This window comes from Pseudomonas sp. H3_A02 (assembly GCF_054671965.1).
Genome location: NZ_CP162807.1, coordinates 3,741,455 through 3,757,138, shown reverse-complemented (window position 1 = coordinate 3,757,138; position 15,684 = coordinate 3,741,455). Strand labels below are relative to the sequence as shown.

The window sequence follows — 15,684 nt, the reverse complement described above, 5'->3', positions numbered from 1 at the left end:
GAAAGCAAAAGATCGCGGCCTTCGTCAAAAGGTCGCGATCTTTTTTCGGAAAACGCGAATCAGGCCTGACGCTGGTGCTTGTCGATCTGTTCGTGACGTTCCTGGGCTTCGATGCAGTACTTGGTGGTCGGGCTGATCAGCAGGCGCTTGAGGCCGATCGGCTCGCCGCTGTCGTCGCACCAGCCGAAGCTGTCGTCGTTGATGCGGTCCAGGGCCTGCTCCAGTTGAGGCAGCATGCGCTGGTCGCGATCGATGGCGTTGACCAGCCAGGTACGCTCTTCTTCTACGGAAGCAGCGTCCGCCGGGTCGGCCGGGGTGTCCAGGCTCTCAATGGCGATTCGGTTCTGTTCGATGCGCTCGTGGGTTTCGACCTTCATGTTCTGCAACAGCTTGGTGAAGAAAGCCAGCTGCTCGGCATTCATGTAGTCATCCGCCGGCATGGCCAGCAACTTTTCCTTTGTCATTGATTTCTCTATAAAAAAACGTGCATTAAGGCGAATTATGGAGCGTCCCGCAGCGCAGCTGCCACGCTCATCGGGAAAGGCGCCGTTTATTCCAAGCGCCACCCGGCACTCAATTTACGAGGGGCGGCAGTCTAAGGCCGAGTCGAGGCCTCAGCAACTGAAAACATAGGGAAAATGTCCGACAACCCCCTCAAATGTTCTCTGACAGGCTTTTAGCAGTCATCGGAGTGCGTTTATAACAAGAAATTCGGTGTAATAGCTGTATTAAGAAGACAAATGGCAACGCCACGCGGGTCAGGCGTGGCGCTTTGTCGCAACCTCGGGGGGATCAGCGCTTGAGTTTGCGCTTGTTGCGGTACTGGTCGATGACCACCGCCACCACGATGATCAAGCCCTTGATGATGTCCTGGATGTAGGCATCGACACCGACGAAGGTAAAGCCGCTGGCCATCACCCCGAGAATCAGCGCGCCGATCACGGTCCCGGTGATGCGCCCCACCCCGCCCGCCAGGCTGGTGCCGCCGATCACCGCCGCCGCAATCGCGTCCAGCTCATAAGACATGCCCATGCCCGCCTGCCCGGTCGCCGCTCGTGCCGAAGCCACCACGCCAGCCAAGCCCGCCAGCAACCCGGCGATGCTGTAGACGATCACCAGGTGGCGCTTGACGTTGATGCCCGATGTGCGCGCCGCCTGCATGTTGCCGCCGATGGCGTAGGTGTACTTGCCGTACTTGGTGTAGCGCAGGGCGATGTGGAAGATCACCGCCACCACCAGGAAGATGATCACCGGCATGGCGCCATGGCCGATGGCGGTGTAGGAATCGGACAACATGCTCACCGGCTGCCCTTCGGTGTAGTAGCGCGCCAGGCCACGGGCCGAGACCATCATGCCGAGGGTGGCGATAAACGGCGGGATGCCGGTCATGGCGATGATGCTGCCGTTGATCGCCCCGGCCAGCAGCCCCACCCCGAGCCCCGCCACCACCGGTATCCACACCGGCAAGTCCGTCAACGAGGGAAATACCGCCCGGGCGAAGTCCGAGGTCTGGGCCAGGCTGGCGGCAATCATCGCCGACAGCGCCAGCACCGAGCCCGACGACAGGTCGATACCGGTGGTGATGATCACCTGGGTCACGCCGATGGCCAGCAGGCCGATGATCGACACTTGCAGAATCATCAACACCAGGCGCTGGGAGTTCATCAGGAAACTCTGGTCACGCATGATCCAGCCAAACATTTCGAACACCAGGCCGATGCCGATCAGCACCAGAAAGATACTCAGCTCCGTCGGCAGCCGCCGCCGAGACCGGGTCGGTGCTGCTGCGGGTTTGTTTTCCAATATCGCGTTCATAGCCACTTACCTTTTTTATCTGGACTGACGGGCATCAGGACAGGCCCGAGGCCAGTTGCATCACTCGTTCCTGGGTCGCTTCGCTGCGGTCGAGGGTGCCCATCAGGTCACCTTCGTGCATCACCATGACCCGGTCGCTCATACCCAACACTTCCGGCAGTTCCGAGGAAATCATGATCACCGCCATACCTTCGCTGGCGAGGTAGGCAATCAGCCGATAGATCTCGGCCTTGGCGCCGACGTCGATGCCGCGGGTCGGTTCGTCGAGAATCAGGATGCGCGGGTTGGTCATCAGCCAGCGCGCCAGCAGCGCTTTCTGCTGGTTGCCACCGGACAAGGTGTCGATGCACTGTTCCAGCGACGGGGTCTTGACCCGCAACTTCTTGCACATGTCTTCACACAGGGCGCGCAGGGCTTTCTGCTGGATGAAGCCGTTGCCGACGTAATGGGGCAGCACGGCCATTTCCATGTTTTCCAGCACCGACAGGCACGGAAACAGGCCGCTGAGTTTGCGATCTTCGGTCAACAGCGCGAAGCCCTTCTCGATGGCCATGTGCGGGTCGGTGATGCGCACCGGTTGGCCGTCCAGCAGGATTTCGCCGCCGGTGCTCGGGGTCACGCCGAAAATCGCCTCGGCCACGTTGGTCCGGCCCGAGCCCATCAAGCCAGCGATGCCGAGGATTTCCCCGGCATGCAGGTCGAAGGACACGCCTTTGAAGATACCGTCCAGGCTCAGGTCGCGCACCGACAGCACCAACTCACCGATGGGGGCCTCACGCTCTGGGAACAACTGGCTCAACTCGCGCCCGACCATCATCGAGATCAGGCTGTCGCCGTCCATGCTGTCGGCCCGTTGCAGGCCGATGTAGGCGCCATCGCGAAACACCGCCACTTCATCGGCGATGGCGAACACTTCGTTCATCTTATGGGTGATGTAGATGATCCCCTTACCCTGGGACTTGAGGTCGGCAATGATCGAGAACAGGTGGGCGACTTCGGTCTCGGTGATGGCCGAGGTCGGCTCGTCCATGATCAGGATGTCGGAGTCATACGAGACGGCCTTGGCAATCTCCACCATCTGCCGCTCGGCGATGCTCAGGTTGCCCACCTGCTCCTCGGGATCGAGGTTGATGCGCAGGCGCTCCAGCAGCCGGGCGGTGCAGCGGTGCATCTCGCCATGGTCGACCATGTGCAGGCCGTTGAGCTGCTCGCGGCCGATCCAGATGTTTTCGGCGATGCTCATGTGAGGCATCAGGTTCAGTTCCTGATGGATCATCGCGATGCCGGCCTGCAACGCCGCCAGCGGCGTGTCGAACGTCACCGGCTTGCCGCGCAGGCGCAGTTCGCCGGCGTCCGGCTGGTAGATGCCGGCGATGATCTTCATCAAGGTGGATTTGCCCGCCCCGTTCTCGCCCATCAGGGCCAGCACGGAGCCAGGGCGCACCCGCAGTTGTACATCGGACAGGGCCACCACACCGGGAAAGCCCTTGCTGACATTGACGACTTCCAGCAGGTACGGCTCATCAAGTGATACATCCGGCTGGAAAGTCATGGCCGGGGCGCTCGAAGCAGTCGCTGAAGCGAACATGATCAGGTACTCCCTCGGCAAGGTCGGCGTGGCAACCTTGCCTGCTTATTGTTGTGGTGGGACCGGGTTGAACGTCACTTGAACTGATCGACGTTTTCCGGCGTGATCAGGCGGTACGGCACCCAGACGGCCTGCTCGACCGGCTGCTTCTTGACCATTTTCACCGCTGTGTCGATGGAGCCATCGGCCTGGCCCTTGGCGTCCTGGAACACCGAGACCGCCATTTGGCCTTTCTTGATGGCGTTCAAACCGTCCGGCGTGCCATCGACCCCGGCAATCAATACGCTGCCTTTCTTGGTGCCTGCTTGCTTGAGGGCCATGGCGGCGCCGATGGCCATCTCGTCGTTGTTGGACACCACGGCCTGGAAGTCGCGGCCCTGGGTCAGCCAGTCGTTGACCAGGGTCATGCCCTTGTCCCGCGACCAGGTGCCAGTCTGTTCCTGTTCAATCTTGATGCCCGGGTACTTGGCCAGCACGTCCTTGACGCCCTTGGTGCGGTTGGTGGTGGAGTTGTTGGCCAGGTCACCCAGCAAGATGACGATGTTGCCCTTGCCGCCCATCTTGTCGGCCAGGTATTGCATCTGCATGTGCCCGGCTTCGAGGTCGTTGGAGGCGACGGTGACCACCCCTTCCGGCAACTTCGGTTCGTCCGGGCGGCGGTTGACGTAGACCAGGGGGATGCCGGCAGCCACCGCGGCCTTGGTGATGCGCTGAGTCGCGGCGGTGTCCACCGGGTTGACGATGAGCGCATCGACCTTCTGGCTGATGAAGCTTTCCACCTGGCTCAGTTGCTTGACCACGTCACTGCGCGCATCTTCGAACTGCAGGGTGACGCCGTCCGGCAGGGACTTGGCTTTCTTGTCCATGGATTCGCGCAGGTAGGTCAACCAGGTGTCATCGAACTGGGACATGCTGACGCCGATTTTCAGGTCCGCCAGGGCAGCGCCGCTGGTGAGCATCAACGACAGGGCCAGCGAGGCGATACGGGTCTTGGTCTTCATGAACGGTCTTTCTCCACTTTTTTGTTGGTTTTATGGATAAGGCGTGACGGATCAGGAACGGGGCAAGCGCACGATGGGCGCGCCGGGCATGCAACAGACCACGGCGCCGTTGCGCTGGATACACAGGGATTCGAACAAGGGAAGGACTGCGGACAGGTGCGGCAGACGTGGCAGGTGAAACGCAGAACGGCTGAAGGTTTTCATCGACGGTACCTAGCTGTGTTTCTTGTTTTTGTTTCGTCTGTCGTCCGTTCAAGGTTGGCTTGGCGGGAGGCAGACAGGGTTGTCGGTAACCTGGATTCGACTTTATTGGAAAATATTTTCCATATCAACTCATTTTAGAATTTTATTCGTTTTTTATTCCATGCCCTACAGACACGGACAAACGCACCACTTCGCCCTGCTCGGCACTCTGCCTGGCCGCGTCGAGGATGCGTGTGGTCGCCAGTGCATCACGGGCTTCCACCGGCAGCGGGCCAGCGCCCTGCAACGCGGTTTGCAAGTGTTGGTAGAACGCCAGCCAGCAGCCACGTTCCGAGGTCACCCGCTCGCGCTCGGTGCCGTGTTCGAACCAGCCCCAGCGTCGATGTTCTTCAGCCCCCCAGCGTTCGCCCTCGGTCGCCGGGCTCAACCCGGCCAGTGCCTGGGCCTCTTGCCCGTCCAGGCCTTCGACGGTGTAGCAACCCTGGCTGCCGTTGACCCGAAAGCGCGGGCGCGCTGCGTTTTGCACGCAATTGCCGCTCAAGTGAGAGATCACGCCACTGGCATGGGACAAGGACATGAAGAAGCCGTTGTCGAACACCTGGCCGGGCTGCCGGTAATCCAGCTCGGCGTAAACCCTGGTCACCGGCCCGAACAATTGCAGCGCCTGGTCCACCAGATGGCTGCCCAGATCGCGCAGGAATCCCCCACCGCTGCCCTTGCCCACCGAGGTCGGCGAATAGCGTTCGACGCTGGATTCAAAACGAATGACTTGCCCAAGAGCACCGGAAGCCAGCAGTTTGCGCAGGGTCAGGAAATCCGAATCCCAGCGGCGGTTCTGGTACACGCTCAAGGGCACGTTGCGACGTTCGGCAGCCAACACCATTGCCTCGGCCTGCGCGGCGTCGGGGGCGAACGGTTTGTCGCTGACCACCGCCACGCCGAGTTCGATGGCCTGCAGCACAATGGCCGGGCGACCGTCCAAAGGCGTGGACACCACCACCGCATCGACACCGGCCGCCACCAACTGTTCGAGGGTGTCGAAGGCCTGGGCCTGCGGGTGATCGCTGGCCAGTTGTTGGCGGCGCTCGGCGGACCGGGTCACCACGCCGACGAATGTAGCCCCCGGCAGACTGCTGATCAGCGGCGCATGAAAGAACCGCCCACCCTTGCCGTAGCCCACTAGTCCGATTCGCATGAAAGCTCCTTGTTTGAATATAACGCCGCCCCTTGTGGGAGCGAGCTTGCTCGCGATAGCGTCGGATCAGCTTGCATTATGTTGACTGACCCACCGCTATCGCGAGCAAGCTCGCTCCCACAATTTGACCGAGTACCTTTTGGGTGAACGCGGCCGACTGTGGGAGCGGGCTTGCTCGCGAAGACGGCGGTAGATTCAACATTGACTCGACTGCCACTACGCCTTCGCGAGCAAGCCCGCTCCCACCGGGGGATTGTGGTTAACCGTAGAAACGCGGCCGCTCGGGCAGTTCGACTTTGACGATCTGCCCGCTCTGCTGCGCTTGAATGCAAGCATCCGCCGCCACCGCCGCGGCGAAGCCGTCCCAGGCCGACGGCCCGCCCACTTGCCCGGCGCGCACGCCGTCGATGAAGGCCTGCAATTCGACGTCGTAGGCGGCGATGAAGCGGTCCTTCCAATCCATCAGGATCGCATTGGACAGCTTGGCGCCGCTGCGCAGCTGTACCTGGGACGGTTCCGGCAGCTTGGCGATACCGGTCTCCCCCACCACTTCGCACTGGATGTCATAGCCGTACTGGCAATTGACGAACACCTCGACGTCGATGCGCGTGCCCCGGGCGGTTTCCAGCAGGACGATCTGCGGGTCCCGCAGGTGAGCCAAGGCCTTGCTGCTCTTGCGCGGAAAGACCACCTGCACCGACACGTAGTCATCGGCCAGCAGCCAGCGCAACACATCCAGCTCATGGATCAAGGTGTCGGTGATCGCCATGTCGGTCTTGTAGTTCTCGCCCACACTCGGGTTGCGGTGGGCGCAGTGCAACATCAGCGGTTCACCGATCTGGCCGCTGTCGATCACCGCCTTGAGCGCCCGATAGCCTTCATCGTAGGGGCGCATGAAGCCGACTTGCACCAGGCGCTTGCCGTGGGCCACTTCGGCGTCGACGATCTTGCGGCAGCCTTCGGCCGTGACCGCCAGGGGCTTTTCACAGAACACCGGTTTGCCCGCTGCAATCGCCGCCAGCACGAATTCTTCATGGCTCGGGCCCCAGGAGGTGACGAGGATCGCCTCCACGTCCGGCGCCTTGATCAACGCGTGACCGTCGGGGTAGACCTCGGCGGTCAGCTTGAGATCGGCAACGACCTTGGCCGCTTGTTGCAGGTTGATGTCGGTCACCGCCACCACCTGGCTGTTGAGCAAGGTCTGGCTGCAACGACGGATATGGTCCTGGCCGATGGCCCCGGTGCCGATGACGCCCAGCTTCAAAGACATTTGGAACTCCTTTCGTAGGGTTGGGGCAATCAGTATTGACGGGCCTTGGCCAGTCGTTCATTGAGGGTATTGGCGACGGCATCGGTGCGGGTGCTGGTGGACACTTGCGCCACGCCGACCCGCCACCACGACAGGTATTTGTGGATCATGGTCTTGGGCAAAACCTTGATGTCGATCAGCGTCGAGACGCTCTGGCTCCGCGCATCGGTCAGGGCCGCGTGCAGCTCGTCGAGGGTCTTGACCTTGTAGGTTTTGCAGCCATAGGCCGCGGCACTCATGGCGAAATCCACCGGCACGAACGCGCCATCGAGCTTGCCGGTCTCGGGGTTGCGAAAGCGGAACTCGGTGCCAAAGCTGTCCATGCCGTGTTCCATTTGCAGGTTGTTGATGCAACCGAACGTCATATTGTCCAACAGCACCACGTTGATCTTGCGGCGCTCCTGGATCGAAGTCGCGAGTTCCGAATGCAGCATCATGTACGAGCCATCGCCCACCAACGCGTAGACCTCTTTGTCCGGCGCGGCGAGTTTCACCCCCAGTGCCGCATTCACCTCGTAGCCCATGCACGAATAACCGTACTCGACGTGATAGGTGTCCACGCCCTTGCTGCGCCAGCTGCGCTGCAAATCGCCGGGCAGGCTACCGGCGGCGGCGACGATGATGGCGTCATCCGCCAAGGCTTCGTTGAGCGTGCCCAGCACCCGGCTCTGGGTCAGACAGGAACCGGTGAGTTCGATGAATTCGCGAAACACCGCTGGGTCCATGTGGTCGTTGATTTCCGGGACGAAATCCTCGGTCTGGAAATCCGCCTGATAGACCCGGTCCACTTCCGCGTCCAGTTGCGCCTTGGCGTCGGCGATCTGCCCGGCCCAATCGGCGCGATAGTCACCCATCGCGGCCGACAAGGCCTCCAGGCCCGAACGGGCATCGGCCAACAATTGCACGCCATCGAGCTTCAAGGCATCGCACGGGCTAATGTTGAGGTTGAGAAACTGCACGTCGGGGTGCTGGAACAGCCATTTCGACGCGGTGGTGAAATCGCTATAGCGCGTGCCGATGCCAATGATCAGGTCCGCTTCCTTGGCCAGCAGGTTCGCCGCCAGGCAGCCGGTTTCGCCGACGCCGCCAACGTTCAGCGGATGGCTGGACACCACCGCACTCTTGCCCGCCTGGGTCTCGGCGAAAGGAATGTCGAAGCGCTCGGCAAAGGCCTGCAATGCCGCGTTGGCGCCGGAGTAACGCACGCCGCCGCCACAGATGATCAACGGCTTGCGCTTGCCCTTGAGCAGCGCCGAGGCATCGCCGAGCATCGCTTCGGTGGCCGGGCGGCGGTCGATGCGGTGCACGCGTTTTTGCAGGAAGTAATCCGGATAATCGTAGGCTTCGGCTTGCACGTCCTGAGGCAGCGCCAGGGTCACCGCGCCGGTTTCGGCCGGGTCGGTCAGCACCCGCATCGCCTGGATCGCGGCGGTCATCAATTGCTCGGGGCGGTTGATGCGGTCCCAGTATTTGCTCACGGCCTTGAAGGCATCGTTGGTGCTGATGCTCAGGTCGTGGAACTGCTCGATCTGTTGCAGCACCGGATCTGGCTGGCGACTGGCATAGACATCGCCGGGCAACAGCAACAACGGGATACGGTTGGCAGTCGCCGTGGCGGCGGCGGTCAGCATGTTCGCTGCACCGGGGCCGACCGACGAGCTGCACGCATAGATCTTGCGCCGCAGATGCTGCTTGGCAAAGCCGATGGCGGCGTGGGCCATGCCCTGCTCGTTGCGGCCCTGGTGAACCACCAGGTCGCCACTGTCCTGCTCCAGCGCCTGGCCCAGGCCCAGTACGTTGCCATGGCCGAAAATGGTAAAGACCCCGGCGACGAACTTGCTCTGGACGCCATCGACCTCGATGTATTGGTTATCGAGGAATTTCACCAGGGCCTGGGCCATGGTCAGTCGTGTTGTGGTCATGCTTGCACCTTGTCTGGAATGCAAAATTTGGCGGCTGGCTCAGTCCTCTGTGGGAGCGAGCTTGCTCGCGATAGCGGTGTGTCAGGCGATTTATGTGTTGAATGTGCTGCCGCCATCGCGAGCAAGCTCGCTCCCACAGGGGGGCTCCATCGTTCAGGAAATCAGGTCAGGCCTGGGAGCTTTGCAGATGGTTCATGCTCGCCCCCAACGCTTGGCGGATGTCAGCCAGGTCATGGACGCTCTCGGCGAACGGCTCGAAGGACAAGTAGCCCTCGTAGCCTGCGACCCGCAACGCCTCGATCTGCGCGGCATTGCCGAGGATGTCAGCCTCGCCCACCAGCACCCGGTGACCGTCACGGATGGTAGCCAAGGGTGCCTGGGCGTCCTCGACTCCGGAGATGTGCACCAACCCAGTCAGCTCAGGGAAGAATTCCTGCTCGCCCGCCAGATGATGGTGAAAGGTGTCGTGCACCAGTCGGAACACATCCAGCCCGCCAATGCTCTTGATCGCTTCCACCGCCGTGCGTTTGCGCCGCAACGAGCATTCTTCGAAACCCAGGGGCTCGATGAACCCGTAGATGCCAAAGGCCCGCAGGATCGGCGCCAGTTCACTCAGGGCAGTCCGCAGCCCCGACGCCCGTTCAGCCTCGCTGCGCGGGTCGGCGCGGTCGTTGAGCGGGCACATCACCAGCCCCTCGGCGCCGCATTCACGGGCGTAATCAGCCAGGCGCACGGCTTGGGCGCGGCGCTCTTCGTTCCACACATCGAAGGGGTACAGGGCGTTGATCGACAGCACCTTGATACCGCGCGCCTCGCACAGCTCACGAACGCGGGCCGGCGGCATGCCGTCTTCGATCTCGACGCCCTTGAGGTCGTTGCGGATCTCGATGGCATCGGTTTTCAATGCCAGGGCCAAGTCGATGAACGCGGGCAGTGACAGGCGCGGGGCAACCATTCGGTTCAAAGCAAAACGCAGGGGCTTGTTCATTGTTGTTCTCCCTCCGGCAGTCATTCGAAAATGCGTTATTGGGCAGTCGGCATGCTGAATTCAGGGCCCTTGGCGATACTGTCGGGCCAGCGCTGCATCACGCTTTTGTAACGGCTGTAGAAACGCAGGCCTTCTTCGCCGTAGGCATGGTGATCGCCGAACAGCGAGCGCTTCCAGCCACCGAACGAATGCCAGGCCATGGGCACCGGAATCGGCACGTTGATGCCCACCATGCCGACCTTGATGTTGCGGGCGAACGCCCGGGCGATGCCGCCGTCGCGGGTGAAGCACGACACGCCGTTGCCGAACTCATGGGCGTTGATCAGCGCCACCGCCGTGGCGAAATCCGGTACACGGACGATCCCCAGCACCGGGCCGAAAATCTCTTGCTGGTAGATGCTCATCTCGGCGGTGACCTGGTCAAACAGCGTCGCGCCGACAAAGAACCCCTGCTCGGCCCCCGGCACCTTGAAGCCACGGCCATCGACGATCAGGCGTGCGCCTTCCGCCACGCCAGCGTCGATGAAACCTTCGACCTTGGCCTTGTGCTCGGCGGTGACCAGCGGTCCCATGTCGGTGCCGGGTTGCTGGCCGTTGCCGATCTTCAGCTGATCAATGCGCGGCAACAGTTTGGCAATCAGCTCATCACCCACATTCCCCACCGCCACGGCGATGGAAATCGCCATGCAGCGTTCACCGGCCGAGCCGTAGGCCGCACCGATCAACGCATCCGCCGCCTGGTCGAGGTCGGCATCGGGCATGACGATCATGTGGTTCTTCGCCCCGCCCAGGGCCTGCACGCGCTTGCCGTGCGCCGTGCCCTGCTGGTGGATGTACTCGGCGATGGGCGTGGAGCCGACAAAGGAAATCGCTTCGATGTCCGGGTGCTGCAACAGCGCATCCACCGCCACCTTGTCGCCCTGGACCACGTTGAAAACGCCGTCCGGCAAGCCGGCTTCCGTCAGCAAGCGGGCCATCAGCAGACTGGCGGACGGGTCGCGCTCCGAAGGCTTGAGGATGAAGCAGTTGCCGGCGACCAGCGCCAGGGGAATCATCCACAGCGGCACCATCACCGGGAAGTTGAACGGCGTGACCCCGGCGCAAACGCCCAAAGGCTGGCGCAGGTTCCAGTTGTCGATGCCACCGCCGATGTTGTCACTGAAATCGGTCTTGAGCAGGTTCGGCGCACCGCAGGCGTACTCGACGATCTCGATGCCGCGGGTGACTTCGCCGTGGGCGTCAGACAGCACCTTGCCGTGTTCACGGCTGATGATCTGCGCCAGTTCGTCGTGATGGCGGTCGAGCAGTTCCTTGAACTTGAACATCACCCGCGAACGGCGCAGGGACGATTGCTCGGACCAAGCCGGGAATGCCGCCAGCGCCGAGGCCACCGCCGCATCGACGGTGCCCGGTTCGGCCAGGGCGACCCGGGCCTGCACCGCACCGGTGGCCGGGTTGAAGACCTTGCTGAACCGCGCATCGTCGCTGTCCTGCACTCGACCGCTGATGTAATGGCCTACTACCGGGGCGTCACTCATTGTTCTTGTCTCCGTGGGAAAAGTGGAATTCAGAGGTCGAGCAGCCAACTGTGCTGCGGGTCGTTATGGAACTGCCAGACCCGCTTCGGGCCGGCCATGACATTCAGGTAATACGACTCGTAACCGTACGGAACGCTGACCGGGTGATACCCCTTGGGCACCACCACCAGGTCGCTGTTCTCCACGGCCATGGCCTGGTCGATGCTGCGGTCGTCGGTGTAGACCCGCTGGAACACGAAGCCTTGGGACGGGTTGACCTGGTGGTAATAGGTCTCTTCCAGGAAGCTCTGGTGCGGCAGGTCGTCGGTGTCGTGCTTGTGCGGCGGATAGCTCGAGGAGTGCCCCGACGGCGTGCGCACCTCCACCACCAGCAGTGAGTGGGCCGGTTCGCTGTCTGGCAGGATGTCGCAGACATAGCGGGTGTTGGCGCCCTTGCCGCGCACGCTGCGCTTCATGCTGTCCGGGCGGATCAGCCGCGGGCCGTATTCGTTACCCGCCGAACCCGGTGCGGCACACACTGCGATCTGCACATCGCTCAGGGCAGTGACCTGGGCCTGGCTGCCGGGCGGCAGGTAAGCGGCATAAGGTGACTTGTCTTCGAACACCGATTGGCGATCACCGAGGTTGTCCCAATCGAAGGCGCCCTGCCCCGGCGCCTCCCCCTTGAGGCTGATGCGACCACTGAGCAGCACCAGGCACAATTCCTTGTCTGCGGCGGCCACCGGCAGGGTTTCCCCCAGGCTCAGGCGGTAGGCGGCGAACCCGACGTATTCCAGCTCACCCGCTGGCAACTGGACCATGGTTCGGCCGCTGGAATGGCTCTTGATCAACAGGCTCATGCCAGACTCCTTTCTTGCAGCAAGGCACGCAGTGTGTCGTAGCCCTTCTTGGCGTAGGCATAACTCGGCGCTACGGCAGGGTCCTGCTCGGCTTCCACCACCAGCCAGCCTTGATAGTCGGCAGCCAGCAGTACATCGAGCAACGCGGCGAAGTCGATGTCGCCATCCCCCGGCACGGTGAAAGTGCCGTTGATGATGCAGTCGGGGAAGCTCCAGAGGTTGTTGCGCGCCAGTTGCACCACCGGTTTGCGCACATCCTTGAAGTGCACATGGCAGATTCGTTCAATGTGTTTGCGCAGCACCTGCAACGGTTCGCCGCCGCCCATGTAGCAGTGACCCGAGTCGAACAACAGGCCCACTTCGCTGCCGGTCAGGGCCATCAGCTTGTCGATGTCCGCGGGTGATTCGACGTAGGCGCCCATGTGGTGGTGATAGGCCAGGCGCACGCCGTGGGACAAAGTGAAACGCGCCAGTTCGGTGAGCTTGTCGGCGTAGGTTTGCCAGGCTTCATCCGTATGGAAACGCGGCCGCTCGACCAATGGAATCCGCTGGCCCTGGATCGAGTCGGCGACTTCGCCGTAGACCAGCACCGTCGCGCCGTTCTGCGCCAGCAGCTCGACGTGACTGGCGATGGCGTCGATTTCCTCCGCCGCCGAGCGTCGGGCCAGGCGGCTGGAATACCAGCCGGAGACCAGCGCCAGGTCATAGGGCCGCAGCACATCGCCAACGCCCTTGGCGTCCTTGGGAAACTTGCCGTTGAGCTCAAAACCTTCGTAGCCGATTTCCTTGCCTTCACTCAGCGCCGTACTCAACGGCGTCTCGCCGCCCAACGACGGCAAGTCATCGTTGCTCCAGGAAATCGGATTGATGCCAATTCGAATAGCGGGCATGGCTGCACCTTTTATTGTTTTTACATTGCCATTGAAGGCGACACGGAACCTTGTGGGAGCGAGCTTGCTCGCGATAGCGGTTTGACAGTCGCGTCAATGTTGCATGTTTCACCGTCATCGCGAGCAAGCTCGCTCCCACATTGAACTGCATTCCAAATAGAGACTGCGGTGTCTGTCACGCCCGCGCAGCACGCCACGCCTCGATCAACTCCACAAACCTGCCCTGCACCTGGCGGATCAACGTTTCATCATCGATTTCCCCGGCCAGCCAGGCCCGGCTCGGCTCCTGGAAGATCGTCCGACCTACGGCAAACCCACGGCAGGTGGCGCTCTGGCTGGCCTGGCGAAAACCTTCGGCGAGTGCGGCGGCTGGGGCATTGAGGCCCAGCAGCACCACGCCACGGCAATACGGGTCGCGCTGTTGGATCAGCTCATCGAGCTGCTGCCATTCATCCGCGCCCTGGGCTTCGATCTTCCACCACGCCGGGAAAATACCCAGGTTGTAGAGGCGCTTGAGGGCGCGATAGAGCACGTCCGGGTGCGGTGACGGATGATCCTTGGGCGGAATGACTTCCAGCAGCAATTCATGACCGCTGGCCTGGGCGGCCTTGTACAACCCCATCAGTTGCGCCTCTTGCTCCAGGCGCAGCAGCGGTTCGTCGTCAGGGTGAAATTGCACCAGGCACTTGATGATCTGCTCCTGGGGCCAGGCGATCAGGTTGCTGCCAATGGAGCGCCCGTGTTCGAAGGCCAGTGGCCGCGAACCTTGCACTTCCACCGGCCGCGCCACCCACCAACCGCGTCCGGTGGCCGCGTTCAGCGAATCCTGGCCGAAGCGCTGGTCGGCCAGCAGACCGACGTCGGCCTCGATGCCCTGACGCCGCAGGTCAGCTTCGACCCGCTCCACGGCCTGGATGAACAACTGCTTGAGTTCGCCGATGCTGCTCAACTCGCGGCCACCCTTCTGGGCCAGCTCCACCAGTTGCCCGCGATGGTCGAAGGCGAAGATGAACAGCTGTTTCCAAGTCTTGCGGGGCACGCTGACCTGGTGCAGCCGTTGCAGCACAACGTCCTGGTCCGGTCGGGTGATCGGCACCGGACTCTTGAATAAATAGTCGAGTTCGGCCCGGGTCGGCATCGCTGGGGCGCAGGCATGGCGCGACACCACCAGGCCACCGCAGGCATTGGCCAACTGGCAGCAGCGTTCATCGCTGGCATCCTCCAGCCAGCCGGCGAGAAATCCCGACATGAATGCATCGCCGGCACCCAGTACGTTCAAGACTTCGACCCGCACGCCAGGGTAAATGGCGCCGTCTTCGAGCCGGGCCGGGATGGCGCCATGGATCACCGTGCAGCCCTGGGGACCGAGCTTGACCACCAGGGTCGCCGCCGTCAGCGAGCGCACGGTGCGCAGCGCGGTCAGCAGGTCTTCGCTGCCGCCGGCGATGAGGAATTCTTCTTCGGTGCCGACGATCAGGTCGAAACGCGGCAGGATGCTTTGCACGTGCTGGCTGACTTTCTGGTCGGCGACGAAACGGGTTTCGCCATCGGCCTTGCCCGCCAGGCCCCAAAGCACTGGCCGGTAATCGATGTCGAGGACCCGCTTGACCTGATGTTTTTGCGCATAGTCCAGCGCCTGGAGACTGGCCTGGTAGACGCCGTCGGTGGAGAAATGGGTGCCGGTGATCAGCAAGGCCTTGCTGGAGGCAATGAAGGTTTCGTCAATGTCTTCGGCGCGCAGCGCCATGTCGGCGCAGTTTTCCCGGTAGAACACCAGGGGGAAGGTTTCCCGGTCCTTGATCCCCAGCAGGACCATGGCCGTCAGGCGTTCGGGATCGACCTTGATGCCGCTGACATCACAGCCTTCGCGGGCCAGGGACTCCACCAGGAAGCGGCCCATGTGGTCATCGCCCACCCGGCTCAGCATCGCCGACCTGAGCCCCAGGCGCGCCGTGCCGAACGCGATGTTCGCCGAGGAACCGCCCAGGTATTTGGCGAAGCTCGAAACATCTTCCAGGCGCGCGCCGACTTGCTGCGCGTAGAGATCGACGCCCAGGCGTCCCAGGCAGATCACATCCAATTGACGCCCACTGGCAAAACGAGTCTGGCCCATGCTGGCTCCTGTTATTTTTATCAGCCTGCGCTGGTCGCCGACACCGGCGCCAACGCTGTTGGTGAATGCAGACTAAAACGAGCAGCGGGCAATAATCAATATTTATTCTATAAATTTTTTACGTGGAATATTTTTTCCAATACGCTATGACCGAAGCCAACCAGACGCAGTGCATCGTTTCAGCAGCTGCTGCAACATTTGTCCGCCCATGATTTTCCCTGCGCCTACGCTGTAGACTGCGATCAGCCAACCTATTGTCGAGGGCCGGCCTTTGTTCGGGCC

The 15,684-nt window shown here is 62.1% G+C and carries 13 protein-coding genes; all 13 read right to left on the bottom strand.

Annotated features, from left to right (window positions below; genetic code table 11):
• Positions 1–59: 59 nt before the first annotated feature.
• The 13 genes from AB4N80_RS16780 to AB4N80_RS16720 all read right to left on the bottom strand — a co-directional run bounded on the left by AB4N80_RS16780 (position 60) and on the right by AB4N80_RS16720 (position 15,402).
• On the bottom strand, positions 60–464 hold the full coding sequence (locus tag AB4N80_RS16780; protein WP_003202859.1) for a TraR/DksA family transcriptional regulator: 405 nt from the start codon (positions 462–464) through the stop codon (positions 60–62).
• Positions 465–792: 328 nt separating this feature from the next.
• Complete coding sequence (locus AB4N80_RS16775; RefSeq protein WP_122565851.1) at positions 793–1,815, bottom strand: ABC transporter permease; 1,023 nt, start codon at positions 1,813–1,815, stop codon at positions 793–795.
• Between the two features lie 34 nt (positions 1,816–1,849).
• Positions 1,850–3,403: a sugar ABC transporter ATP-binding protein gene (locus tag AB4N80_RS16770; RefSeq protein WP_122565852.1), complete on the bottom strand. Its 1,554-nt coding sequence runs from the start codon at positions 3,401–3,403 to the stop codon at positions 1,850–1,852.
• Between the two features lie 74 nt (positions 3,404–3,477).
• Entirely contained in the window at positions 3,478–4,404 is a 927-nt protein-coding gene (locus tag AB4N80_RS16765) for a sugar ABC transporter substrate-binding protein (protein WP_122565853.1), read from the bottom strand.
• 51 nt (positions 4,405–4,455) lie between these two features.
• The gene (locus tag AB4N80_RS16760) at positions 4,456–4,608 is read right to left on the bottom strand and encodes a hypothetical protein (RefSeq protein WP_163006706.1); all 153 of its coding nucleotides are present in this window, start codon (positions 4,606–4,608) and stop codon (positions 4,456–4,458) included.
• A 142-nt stretch (positions 4,609–4,750) separates the two neighbouring features.
• Entirely contained in the window at positions 4,751–5,803 is a 1,053-nt protein-coding gene (locus tag AB4N80_RS16755; RefSeq protein ID WP_122565854.1) for a Gfo/Idh/MocA family protein, read from the bottom strand.
• Between the two features lie 259 nt (positions 5,804–6,062).
• Positions 6,063–7,073 (bottom strand): bifunctional inositol 2-dehydrogenase/D-chiro-inositol 1-dehydrogenase, encoded by a 1,011-nt coding sequence (locus tag AB4N80_RS16750; RefSeq protein ID WP_122564658.1) that lies wholly within the window; start codon positions 7,071–7,073, stop codon positions 6,063–6,065.
• A 29-nt stretch (positions 7,074–7,102) separates the two neighbouring features.
• A complete protein-coding gene (gene iolD, locus AB4N80_RS16745) occupies positions 7,103–9,034 on the bottom strand; it encodes a 3D-(3,5/4)-trihydroxycyclohexane-1,2-dione acylhydrolase (decyclizing) (protein ID WP_122564659.1) in 1,932 nt (643 codons plus the stop codon).
• A gap of 166 nt (positions 9,035–9,200) precedes the next feature.
• On the bottom strand, positions 9,201–10,022 hold the full coding sequence (locus AB4N80_RS16740) for a TIM barrel protein (protein ID WP_305490701.1): 822 nt from the start codon (positions 10,020–10,022) through the stop codon (positions 9,201–9,203).
• A gap of 35 nt (positions 10,023–10,057) precedes the next feature.
• A complete protein-coding gene (locus AB4N80_RS16735) occupies positions 10,058–11,560 on the bottom strand; it encodes a CoA-acylating methylmalonate-semialdehyde dehydrogenase (RefSeq protein ID WP_305490702.1) in 1,503 nt (500 codons plus the stop codon).
• Positions 11,561–11,589: 29 nt separating this feature from the next.
• Entirely contained in the window at positions 11,590–12,399 is an 810-nt protein-coding gene (iolB, locus tag AB4N80_RS16730; protein WP_122564662.1) for a 5-deoxy-glucuronate isomerase, read from the bottom strand.
• The gene (iolE, locus tag AB4N80_RS16725) at positions 12,396–13,289 is read right to left on the bottom strand and encodes a myo-inosose-2 dehydratase (protein ID WP_305467487.1); all 894 of its coding nucleotides are present in this window, start codon (positions 13,287–13,289) and stop codon (positions 12,396–12,398) included. The genes iolB and iolE overlap by 4 nt, the downstream gene beginning before the upstream one ends.
• A 175-nt stretch (positions 13,290–13,464) precedes the next feature.
• Positions 13,465–15,402, bottom strand: coding sequence for a bifunctional 5-dehydro-2-deoxygluconokinase/5-dehydro-2-deoxyphosphogluconate aldolase (locus tag AB4N80_RS16720; RefSeq protein ID WP_460078009.1), 1,938 nt, complete (start codon positions 15,400–15,402; stop codon positions 13,465–13,467).
• Positions 15,403–15,684 lie beyond the last annotated feature (282 nt).

Bases quoted from the DNA above. Each gene is read 5' to 3' on its own strand.
- iolD (WP_122564659.1), bottom strand. From the start codon at position 9,034: ATGACCACAACACGACTGACCATGGCCCAGGCCCTGGTGAAATTCCTC.
- AB4N80_RS16765 (WP_122565853.1), bottom strand. From the start codon at position 4,404: ATGAAGACCAAGACCCGTATCGCCTCGCTGGCCCTGTCGTTGATGCTC.
- AB4N80_RS16740 (WP_305490701.1), bottom strand. From the start codon at position 10,022: ATGAACAAGCCCCTGCGTTTTGCTTTGAACCGAATGGTTGCCCCGCGC.
- iolB (WP_122564662.1), bottom strand. From the start codon at position 12,399: ATGAGCCTGTTGATCAAGAGCCATTCCAGCGGCCGAACCATGGTCCAG.
- AB4N80_RS16760 (WP_163006706.1), bottom strand. From the start codon at position 4,608: ATGAAAACCTTCAGCCGTTCTGCGTTTCACCTGCCACGTCTGCCGCAC.
- AB4N80_RS16770 (WP_122565852.1), bottom strand. From the start codon at position 3,403: ATGTTCGCTTCAGCGACTGCTTCGAGCGCCCCGGCCATGACTTTCCAG.
- AB4N80_RS16775 (WP_122565851.1), bottom strand. From the start codon at position 1,815: ATGAACGCGATATTGGAAAACAAACCCGCAGCAGCACCGACCCGGTCT.
- AB4N80_RS16780 (WP_003202859.1), bottom strand. From the start codon at position 464: ATGACAAAGGAAAAGTTGCTGGCCATGCCGGCGGATGACTACATGAAT.
- AB4N80_RS16750 (WP_122564658.1), bottom strand. From the start codon at position 7,073: ATGTCTTTGAAGCTGGGCGTCATCGGCACCGGGGCCATCGGCCAGGAC.
- AB4N80_RS16720 (WP_460078009.1), bottom strand. From the start codon at position 15,402: ATGGGCCAGACTCGTTTTGCCAGTGGGCGTCAATTGGATGTGATCTGC.
- iolE (WP_305467487.1), bottom strand. From the start codon at position 13,289: ATGCCCGCTATTCGAATTGGCATCAATCCGATTTCCTGGAGCAACGAT.
- AB4N80_RS16755 (WP_122565854.1), bottom strand. From the start codon at position 5,803: ATGCGAATCGGACTAGTGGGCTACGGCAAGGGTGGGCGGTTCTTTCAT.
- AB4N80_RS16735 (WP_305490702.1), bottom strand. From the start codon at position 11,560: ATGAGTGACGCCCCGGTAGTAGGCCATTACATCAGCGGTCGAGTGCAG.